This is a genomic window from Ilumatobacter sp. (assembly GCF_041688325.1).
Classification (GTDB): Bacteria; Actinomycetota; Acidimicrobiia; order Acidimicrobiales; family Ilumatobacteraceae; genus Ilumatobacter_A.
The window spans coordinates 1-9,668 of the sequence record NZ_JBDNIJ010000457.1; the positions used below are offsets into that span (position 1 = coordinate 1).

Annotated in this window: 10 protein-coding genes; 7 read left to right on the top strand and 3 right to left on the bottom strand. The window is 61.2% G+C overall.

The annotated features are described in order from the left end of the window. Positions 1-237 precede the first annotated feature (237 nt). The 7 genes from ACH2EI_RS22025 (at position 238) to ACH2EI_RS22055 (ending at position 6,760) form a co-directional block, all read left to right on the top strand. On the top strand, positions 238-2,148 hold the full coding sequence (locus tag ACH2EI_RS22025; RefSeq protein WP_395161607.1) for a serine/threonine-protein kinase: 1,911 nt from the start codon (positions 238-240) through the stop codon (positions 2,146-2,148). Positions 2,149-2,172: 24 nt separating this feature from the next. Then, positions 2,173-2,871: an RNA polymerase sigma factor gene (locus tag ACH2EI_RS22030; RefSeq protein WP_395155460.1), complete on the top strand. Its 699-nt coding sequence runs from the start codon at positions 2,173-2,175 to the stop codon at positions 2,869-2,871. Beyond that, positions 2,868-3,830 carry a hypothetical protein gene (locus ACH2EI_RS22035; RefSeq protein ID WP_395155461.1) on the top strand — a complete coding sequence of 321 codons (963 nt, stop codon included), beginning with the start codon at positions 2,868-2,870 and terminating at the stop codon, positions 3,828-3,830. The genes ACH2EI_RS22030 and ACH2EI_RS22035 overlap by 4 nt, the downstream gene beginning before the upstream one ends. A gap of 73 nt (positions 3,831-3,903) precedes the next feature. Further along, positions 3,904-4,227: a hypothetical protein gene (locus tag ACH2EI_RS22040; RefSeq protein WP_395155462.1), complete on the top strand. Its 324-nt coding sequence runs from the start codon at positions 3,904-3,906 to the stop codon at positions 4,225-4,227. Between the two features lie 84 nt (positions 4,228-4,311). Then, positions 4,312-5,307, top strand: coding sequence for a thioredoxin-disulfide reductase (gene trxB / locus ACH2EI_RS22045; RefSeq protein ID WP_395155463.1), 996 nt, complete (start codon positions 4,312-4,314; stop codon positions 5,305-5,307). Positions 5,308-5,444: 137 nt separating this feature from the next. Next, a complete protein-coding gene (gene trxA / locus ACH2EI_RS22050; RefSeq protein ID WP_395155464.1) occupies positions 5,445-5,780 on the top strand; it encodes a thioredoxin in 336 nt (111 codons plus the stop codon). A gap of 38 nt (positions 5,781-5,818) precedes the next feature. Then, positions 5,819-6,760: a peptidoglycan-binding protein gene (locus ACH2EI_RS22055; RefSeq protein ID WP_395161611.1), complete on the top strand. Its 942-nt coding sequence runs from the start codon at positions 5,819-5,821 to the stop codon at positions 6,758-6,760. 306 nt (positions 6,761-7,066) lie between these two features. Here ACH2EI_RS22055 and ACH2EI_RS22060 read toward each other — a convergent pair whose 3' ends face one another. The 3 genes from ACH2EI_RS22060 to ACH2EI_RS22070 all read right to left on the bottom strand — a co-directional run bounded on the left by ACH2EI_RS22060 (position 7,067) and on the right by ACH2EI_RS22070 (position 9,605). Then, positions 7,067-7,993, bottom strand: coding sequence for a ParB/RepB/Spo0J family partition protein (locus ACH2EI_RS22060; RefSeq protein ID WP_395151648.1), 927 nt, complete (start codon positions 7,991-7,993; stop codon positions 7,067-7,069). Continuing rightward, positions 7,974-8,729 carry a ParA family protein gene (locus ACH2EI_RS22065; protein ID WP_395151650.1) on the bottom strand — a complete coding sequence of 252 codons (756 nt, stop codon included), beginning with the start codon at positions 8,727-8,729 and terminating at the stop codon, positions 7,974-7,976. The genes ACH2EI_RS22060 and ACH2EI_RS22065 overlap by 20 nt, the downstream gene beginning before the upstream one ends. A 327-nt stretch (positions 8,730-9,056) precedes the next feature. Next, complete coding sequence (locus tag ACH2EI_RS22070) at positions 9,057-9,605, bottom strand: RsmG family class I SAM-dependent methyltransferase (protein ID WP_395161609.1); 549 nt, start codon at positions 9,603-9,605, stop codon at positions 9,057-9,059. Positions 9,606-9,668: the final 63 nt, after the last annotated feature.

Consider the following 9,668-nt stretch of genomic DNA (forward strand, 5'->3'; position numbering starts at 1 on the left):
ACCACCGCACCACCGCACCACCGCACCACCGCACCAGGTTTTGTGTGAGCGATTGCGGCGTCGTTGGCCACTGTTCCTCACACAGAACTGGTTTTCCACTTTTGTGTGAGCTATTGCCGCATCGGTTCCCGCAATCGCTCACACAAAACCTGGACCCACCCCCAGACACCCTGACCATGAGCAACCAGCTCATTGCCCCATGATCAAACCGTCAGCCAAGTAACGTCTCAATCGACCATGTCCGATCCGACCTCAACGCTGATTGCCGAGCGTTACGAACTGAAACGCCGCCTGGCTCAGGGTGGGATGGCCGAGGTCTGGCTCGCCGTTGACCTCACCCTGGACCGAAAGGTCGCGGTCAAGTGGCTCAAGCCTGGACTGGCTTCTGACGAAGTCGTCGCAGAACGCTTCCGACGCGAGGCAATCGCTGCAGCGAGCCTCAACCACCCGAACATCGTGGCTGTCCACGACGTGTTCGAGCACGAGGGCCGCCAGGCCGTGGTGATGCAGCTCGTCGATGGCAAAAGCCTGCGGCAGCTGCTCGACACACAAAAGCGCCTCTCCCCCGAACTCACCGGCCACATCGGCGCCTGCACGGCTGCGGCGCTGCATCACGCGCACGAGAACAACTTCGTCCACCGTGACGTCAAGCCCGGAAACATCATGATCACGCCGGACGGCCGGGTGCTCCTCACCGACTTCGGCATCGCCAAAGCCCTCCAGGGTGGTGACGATCTGACGAGCGAGAACATCATGATGGGCACTGCGAAATATCTGTCGCCTGAGCAGGTCCGCGGCAAGAAGCTCGACGGTCGCGCCGACCTGTACTCGTTGGGCCTGGTCTTGTACGAGTGCCTGGCCGGTCGCGTGCCGTTCCTCGGCGAGAGCGATGCCGACACGGCTCTGGCGCGCCTCCAGCGCGACCCCACCGACCTCTCACGCCTCCGTGCCACGCTGCCGACCAGCCTGGTGACAATCATTCACCAGCTCCTCGCACGCAACCCGATGCACCGTCCAGCCACCGGCGCCGACTTGGTTGCAGCACTTGAGCAGGCAGCAGCCGAAGGCCCACCCGAGATCGACGAAACCCCCCACGAACGCTCGACGGTCGCTCCGTTCTCCGCAGGTCGTCTCCGTCGCGCTCCCTCGGATCTCGATGGTCGTGCCGACGACCGTCGTCGCGCCACCCGCGGCGATTCATCGCCGAACGGGACCCTGCGCCAACGGCGCGATCAGACACCGAGTGACCCGCCACGGCGTAAGCGTCCTACCGATGCACGCCAGGCGCCCACCAACCCCCTCCCTGAGCGTCGCCGTATCCCTGGTGAGCCCGAGCGGATCACCGGCACAGTGCCGATTCAGCAACTTCCGCGGGAAGCTCGCCAGCGCGACAACACACCACATGCTGGAGCACAGCTTCGGGGCAAGCCGGTCAAGGGCATGTCGCAGGGGTGGAAGCCGTCGCTCACCGTGATTGGTGGGCTTCTGCTGCTCGCTGCCATCGTCGCTATTGTTCTCGTTATGAGCGCGCAGTTTGGAAGCGACGACGACGGGTCGAATCCACCCGAGAGCGTGGTCCCTGATGCTTCGATCTTCGCTGGAGTCGATACCGCAACAACTCTTGGCGGCGGCCTCGCAGCGAGCGGTGCCGATCCAGCGCTCGGAGACGCTACCGCTGCACCCACCGGCCCTGCCTCGATCGCGGGCATCACCACGTTCGACCCAGACGGCGACCGCGAAGAGAACGACGACGAATCGGTGCTTGCCATCAGCGATGGCGACGCCAGCACCAACTGGCGCACGGTGTGCTATGGCGGTGAGTACATGGGCGGCAAGGTTGGTGTCGGTCTCGTCGTGACCCTCGATCAGCCTGCTCAGCAGGCACTGACGGTCGACGTCATCAACGGCCCGTACATCGTTGACTTTTACACCTCGTCAGCCGAGAGCGCCCCGGGCGAGCTCAGTGGCTGGGATGGTCAGCTGGGCGCTCAACGGTTCGCCACCGAAGGCGAAGTGCTCCAGACCGACGTCCCTGCCGCTCCCGTGCGTCACGTGCTCGTACTGTTACAGCAGCTTGGTGCCGACGCATCGTGCAGTAGCAACAACCCGTTCCGCGGCCGGCTCGGCGAAATTGCCCTGGTCGGTTAGTCCTCTGAATGAGATGTCGCGCTGATGGCTCCGCTGTCTGATGACGAGCTGGTCGCCGCAGCACAGGGTGGCGATCGCAGCGCAATGGACCAGCTCCTGCGCCGCCACTACGACCGCATCTACGCGGTCTGCCGCCGGGTCACCGGGGGGACCAAGGACGCCGACGACGCCTGCCAAGAAGCACTGATCAAGATCACTCGGAGCCTGCCGCGCTTCGATGGACGAGCAGCATTTAGCACCTGGGCATATCGCATCGCCACCAACGCCTCGCTTGACGAGCTTCGCAAACGCAAGCGTCGACCGAAGCTGCATTCGATTAACCCTCACAGCGACGGTTCCAATGGCGTCGAACCCGAGTTGATTGACCCCATGGCCGCCAAACGCATCGACGCGATCGACGATCGCCTCGCCATCGACGAAGCGCTCGGTGAACTCAGCGACGACTTCAAAGCTGCCGTCGTCCTGCGCGATGTGGCCGACCTCGACTACAACGAGATCGCAGACATCCTCGAGATTCCGATCGGCACGGTTAAATCACGCATCGCTCGAGGACGCACCGCGCTCGCCGAGTCGCTGCGCCTCGACGACATGCTCGAGGATCCACCCGCTCGCCTTGGCAGCGAGCATGACGACGTGGTGAACGTCACCGACCCCGTCACCGAAGAAATTCACATCATCGGGAACCAGTCCGGCGATCGGGAACGTCCAACAGATTCAACATGAACGACGACCTGACCCTCCTGGCGAGCGCGTATCTCGACGGCGACACCACACCAGCGGAACGCGCCCAGGTCGATGGTGATCCCACAGCACTCGTCGAAGTGGAGCGTCTTCGCCAGGTCCGAGCTGTGCTCAGCCAGACCGACAGCGCTCCGATTTCGACGCGCGAGCGGCACCTCGCTGCAGCCTTGGAGGTATGGGATCGGCTGCCGGCAAGCGAATTCAGCAGAGACGCCACACCTGCGGGCGCGCAGTCGGCAGCCGCCGCCGGGCAGGCCTCAATCACGTCACCGACGTCTGCTGGTGTGTTGCGTCAACGCAGCAGCAGCAATCGCCTTCTCGTTCTCGCTGCAGGCCTGGTTGTCGTCCTTGGCGGCGGCATCGTTGCCCGTGGGTTCATCTCTTCGAACAACGACGGCAGCATCGCGAGCGACGCTGCCGACACCGCTGAGCAAGACCTCAGCCCTCGCGCCGAGCTCGACGTGGAAGCAGCCGACGAAACATTTAAAGACGCAGGTGATGCAGCGGCGAGTGAGTTGGGCACCGCCGATGTCCCTGTCACACCAGAGGCCAACACGCTCATTGGTGGCGAGAGCGAAGGTCCGCCCGATGAAAGTCTCGAAGTGCTGAGCAGTGCTGAAGAGCTTGCGGTCTTCGCCAACGATCTGAACCGAACGATCCTCAACGTCGGGGACAACGGGGTCGACGAAGCCGCAGCTGAGCCGGCGCCAGAGAGCGAAATGGCCTTCGACGACAGCGTCCAAGCCGCGCCGGCCGACACCCGTCTTGCACCGTTCCCGCTGTGTGACCTCGTGACTCGGATCGTCGGGCCGGCTCTCTGGGGTTCCCCCGGCCTCTTCGACATACCAGTGATTGTCGGCATCGACGACATTGACGGTCAGGCCGTGGCCTATCAACCCGACGATTGCCTGGTTATCGCTCGGACGCCGCTGCTGCCCTGACTCACCGCTCTGCCCCTCTCCCAACATGCTTCGTGAGGCGCGCGGGGACCACCCCGGCTAACCTCAGTTACTTATGCCGGGCAATCCGCTGACAGATCCAAACTGGGCCGACGAGACGACCGACACGGTCGTCCGGTTGGTCGGCACCGTGCGCGACAAGACAACAACACCGGTCGTCTACGCCGCTCGAGGGCTCGTCTTCGGCCTCATCGCGCTGTTCTTGGGCGTGTTCGCCATCGTCATCTTGGTCGTCGGGCTCACACGTGGCATGCAGTCGGCGCTCGACTGGCAGTTCGCACACGCTCGCTCGGTGTACATCAGCTACTTGGTGCTCGGGGGAATCTTCTCCCTCATCGGGCTGTTGTTGTTCAAGAAGCGCAACGCCAACGCTTCCTAATCGCCCGGCGTCGTTGCCGGGACGTTCTGGGAACTGCAGGCGCGATGTGCACCGATTCCCCTCTCATCACACCCGGAGACGCTCATGTCTGAATCCACCCCAAGCACGCCTGACGTTCGCGACGTCATCATCATTGGTTCAGGCCCCGCCGGCCTGACTGCTGCGATCTATACCGCTCGTGCCTCACTCGCGCCGCTGCTGATTGAAGGCGAACCGTCAAGCACAAGTGACCAGCCCGGCGGCCAGCTCATGCTGACCACAGAGGTCGAGAACTTCCCCGGGTTCCGTGACGGCATCATGGGCCCAGAGTTGATGGCCGAGATGCGGGCCCAGGCTGAGCGTTTCGGCACCCAAGTGATCACTGAGAAAGTGACCGACGTCGACGTCACGGTGCGGCCCTTCAAAGTCACTGTTCGTGATCAGGAGTTTTTCGCCAAATCAATCATCGTCAGCACGGGAGCCCAATCGCTCATGCTCGGCCTCCCGGAAGAACAGCGCCTGATCGGTTACGGCCTCTCCACCTGCGCGACCTGCGACGGTTTCTTCTTTCGTGGCCACGAGATTGCCGTGGTCGGAGGTGGCGACTCTGCCCTCGAGGAAGCCACCTTCCTGACCAAGTTTGCCGACAAGGTCACCATCGTCGTACGCCGTGACGAACTGCGTGCCTCAAAAATCATGCAGGATCGAGCACGCGCCAATCCAAAGATCGAGTTCTTGTGGAATTCCCAAGTCACCAAGATTCACGGCGAGGAAAAAGTCAGCGGCGCCGAGATCACCAACACCGTTGACGGATCGAAGTCCGAACTCGCCATCACTGGCGTGTTCATCGCAATCGGCCACAAGCCGAATACTGATCTCTTCCGAGGCAAACTCGACATGGACGAAGCAACCGGCTATCTCCAGACGGTGCCCGACTCAACGTACACCAACGTCCCTGGCGTCTTCGCCTGCGGTGACGTGCAGGATTCGGTGTACCGACAGGCAATCACGGCTGCTGGATCGGGTTGTATGGCGGCCATCGACGCGGAACGGTGGCTCGAAGATGCACACGACATTGAGGCAAACGTTCCCAACTACTGAGGTTCTCCCTGGTCAGCGCGAGTCCTCCCCGAGGGGGAATGATCTCGTTGCCGCCACGGTTGTACTGTTTCGAACGACAAGACAGTGGGTCTTGCGTCACACAGGGCAATGACCCGCTTGTGAAAGGCTGCCTCCTCATGGCAAACGGAATCACCAATCTCTCCACCGCAACCTTCGACGAAGTCGTCGGAGCTGCAACCACCCCCGTGGTCGTCGACTTCTGGGCTGAATGGTGTGGCCCGTGCAAGCAGATTGCTCCGATCCTCGAAGAGATCAACGCCGAGCACGGTGACAACATTGCAATTACCAAGTTGAATGTCGATGACAACCCCGACCTCGCCATGAAGTACAACGTCATGAGTATCCCGACGCTGCTCGTGTTCAAGAATGGCGAAGTCGAAAAACGTCTCGTCGGCGCCAAGAGCAAGGGCGCACTACTGCAGGAGCTCGAGGAATTCCTTCCAAACACCTGACCCCGTTCCCCCTCGCAGAGGGGCAGCGAGGCGAACCAATTCGAGATTTGCAGCGCCGCCTCGGTGCCGCCGGGTACGCCCCGGTAGGTGCCGAGGCGGGTTCTTTTTGCGCGTCCACGGTCGATGCCGTCTCGCGCTTCCAGGAAGCCCGCGGGCTCAATGTCGACGGCATCTGTGATGAGCAGACGTGGCTGGCCGTTATCGAAGCTGGCTACCGACTCGGCGACCGCACATTGCTCCTCAAAGCTCCCCAGTTACGCGGTGACGACGTCGAGGACCTCCAGCGGGCACTCAACCACGTTGGCTTCGACTGCGGCCGCCCAAATGGCATCCTCGGGCCTGGAACGATCAGCGCGCTCACCGACTTCCAGAAGAACTGTGGGCTCCCAGCCGATGGCATCTGTGGTCGCAAAACGGTCAAGATGCTTGACGTCCTCCGCCGGCAAAGTGGATCGGGACCTGGCGTTGCATCGGTCCGCGAACACGAATCGGTGCGTACGCCCACCTCACTCGAGTCGCTGCGCATCGTCGTCGGTCAGTTCGGTGGGCTCAGTTCCGTTGGCCGCTCCGTCGCTCGGTCACTTCGCCAAAACGGCGCGACGGTCATGTCCACCGACGAGTACGAGGCTGGCGCCCAGGCCGCGGCCGCAAACCGCTTCGGGGCGACGATCTACATTGGTTTTGAAGCCAGTCCAAACGTGTGTTGCGACATTTCGTACTTTTCAGTACCAGCGTTCTTCTCGGTCGGTGGTCGTTCGCTCGCTGCCCACGTCGTTCAACAGTTCGAATCAGCGCTCCCCATGACCCCCACGCTGCGCGGCATGCGCCTGCCGGTGCTCCGCGAGACACAGATGCCTGCCGTCCTCTGCTCGATGGGTCCGGTTCGCGAGGTCGTTGACGCAACGAGCCTCATCACCCGCGCCGTGGTCGTAGCAGCACGGCACTGGGGCGACGGTCCCCTGCCCATGCCCAACGTCTAAGTCGCCCAGTCATCTCACAGGCATCTCAGCTGTGCAGACCAAACGCTCGGACCAAACGCATACATCGACCCCGCGTCCGCGCGTGAGGCTTTATCCACACGTTTATCCACACATTGTGAGTATCCCTCGAGTGGATCTTCAAATATTCACCACGTACGGTGCCTGTACAGGTGCTTCACACCACCGTTCGGGGTGAACGTTCACCGCTGACCCGCAGGACACCGGGGCCGAATCAGTGTCATCCCCAACGTGAGGATGAACCTGTGGATAAATACCATCGATGTAGTTTGTCAACGACTCGACGGTTCAGCCTGTCATGACGCGGTAGATCCGCTCAAGGTCTTCAAGGTCAGCGAAATCAATCGTGACCCGACCACGTTTCGCACCCATCGTGACCGCGACACGCGTATCAAGTCGATCTGCCAGTAATTCCTCGAGTTCCAGCAGTCCCGGGGGACGAAGCTGCGTCGCCGGCGTTAAACCCGCACCGTCAATCGGCGTCACGCCTGTCGCAACGTGCTCATCCACCCTGACCGGCTCAGCCTGCGGGGCCACAGCCGCCCGAACCGCCTGTTCCATTCCACGAACGGTCCATCCTTCGGCCACCGCAGTCCGGGCCAACAACTCCTGGCGTGCTCGATCGGGTGTGCCAAGCAACGCTCGAGCATGACCCGCTGAGAGCTGGCCATCTGCGAGCAAACTTTGCACGGCGGGCGGCAAGCCCAGCAAGCGAACGGTATTGGTGATAACCGAACGGCTCTTTCCGACGCGGGTGGCCACCTGGTCATGTGTCATCTCGAAGTCTTCGATCAGTTGCTGGAATGCAGCAGCTTCTTCAAGAGGAGTCAGATCCTGGCGGTGTAAGTTTTCAACGAGCGCCTGCTCGACTGAACTCACATCATCCGTCAAGCGAATAATCGCAGGAATCGTTGTGAGGCCTGCCCGCTGGGCGGCTCGCCAGCGCCGTTCGCCCGCGATCAGTTCGTACTGGCCCTCCACTCCAGGGGCCGGGCGAATCAGAATCGGCTGCAATACGCCCATTTCTGAGATAGATGCCGCCAATTCGACGAGTCCTTCTTCGGAGAAGTGCACACGGGGCTGATTTGGATTTGGTGCGACAGAAGCCGTGGGAACTTCAGCCAATATGGCTCCGTCGCCGGCGTCGGCAACTTCGCTTGCGGGAATCAAGGAGCTGAGCCCCTTGCCGAGACCACTACGACGTGACACGTGCATGCACCTCTTTTGCTGCGTCGCGATATGCAATCGCTCCTCGCGACATTGGATCGAACGTATTGATGGGCTGGCCGAACGACGGCGCCTCAGACAACCGGACGTTGCGCGGGATGACGCTGCGCAGCACCTTCTCACCGAAGTGCTCCCGGACTTCAGCGACGACTTGCCCTGCGAGCTTGGTACGAGCATCGAACATGACGCAGAGAATCGTGCTCATCTCCAACGTGGGGTTGAGGTTCCGTTTCACCAGATCAACGTTGCGAAGCAACTGGCCAAGGCCTTCCAGTGCGTAGTACTCGCACTGAATCGGTACCAGGACCTCAGTCGCAGCCGACAGGCCGTTGACTGTCAGGAGTCCCAACGATGGGGGACAGTCGATAAGGACATAGTCATAGTCATCGATCACGGCATCAATCGCTCGTTTCAAGCGCTGCTCGCGACTGAACGCCGGAACGAGTTCAATTTCCGCACCCGCAAGATCCAGTGACGCGGGTGCAACGAACAGGTTCTTCACATCAGTCGGCTCGACCACGTTGTCGAGTGGCTCCTCATGCATAAGAACGTGGTACATCGAAAGCTCGAGGCCACGATTTTCGATCCCGAGGCCAGTCGAGGCATTCCCCTGGGGGTCTAAATCAATGAGGAGCGTCCGAAGTCCGAGTTCAGCTAGTGACGCACCAAGGTTGACGGTGGTGGTCGTCTTACCGACACCGCCCTTCTGGTTGGCCACCGCCATGATGCGAGGGAGTGAACGCCCGACAAGTGAGGCCACTTCAGGCACACCGGTAGATTCACTTACGGTAGGGGAGGGGGGTTCCTCGGTATCCGACACACATTCTCCAAACGCCGGTCAAATCATCCCGACTGGGACATTCCTACTGTGCCTCATTCCTCGACAAGTTACAACTATCTCCGCCTGGTTTCACGTGAAACATTCGAGGCACCTCCAATCTGGTACCGAGACTCTCAACGTTCGCGTGACCCGCGGTGTTTCACGTGAAACATCCCTCAAGTCAGATGACACGATTGTTATCTGACTTCAGACTGAGTACATCATCCCTGGTCAGAGCATAAATTCTCGTGTGAAACAGACCACCCGAGTGTCAGACGGCACTCGGACGAGCCCCAGAGAACTGACGAGTTCCGCATCCCACCGATCGCCTGTGGGTGGCTCACTAATCACAATGACACCGCTCTGTCCCAAACAACGGGCCCCAGTCCGCAGAGTGAAATCTGGTGGACCGAAGCCCCGGGCAACCACTGCATCGAATCCAACGTAGCCTTGACGGATCGCATCGTCGACGTCGGCGGCCACGACGGTCACATGGTCAAGGTGCATTCGACGAACTATCCGAGACAGGAAGTCAGTCCGTTTCGTCCGACGGTCCAACAGGGTTATGGAGAGATCGGGCCGGTCGACGGCCAGCACCAAGCCGGGCACGCCTCCACCGGCGCCCAAGTCAATCACTGATCCTGTGACGCCCTCCAATGCCGACACGAAAGCCCGAGCGTGTTCGATGACTTCGTCGATGGGCCTGTCTCCTAAAAAGCCGAGGCGCTGGGAAGTTCCCAGCGCCTCGTGCAATTCTTGTTTGACCTGATCCTCGTTCACGGGGATCAGTATGTCAGCAGGCCGGCTCGACCGTAACGATCTGTCAGGCCGGCTCGACCGTAA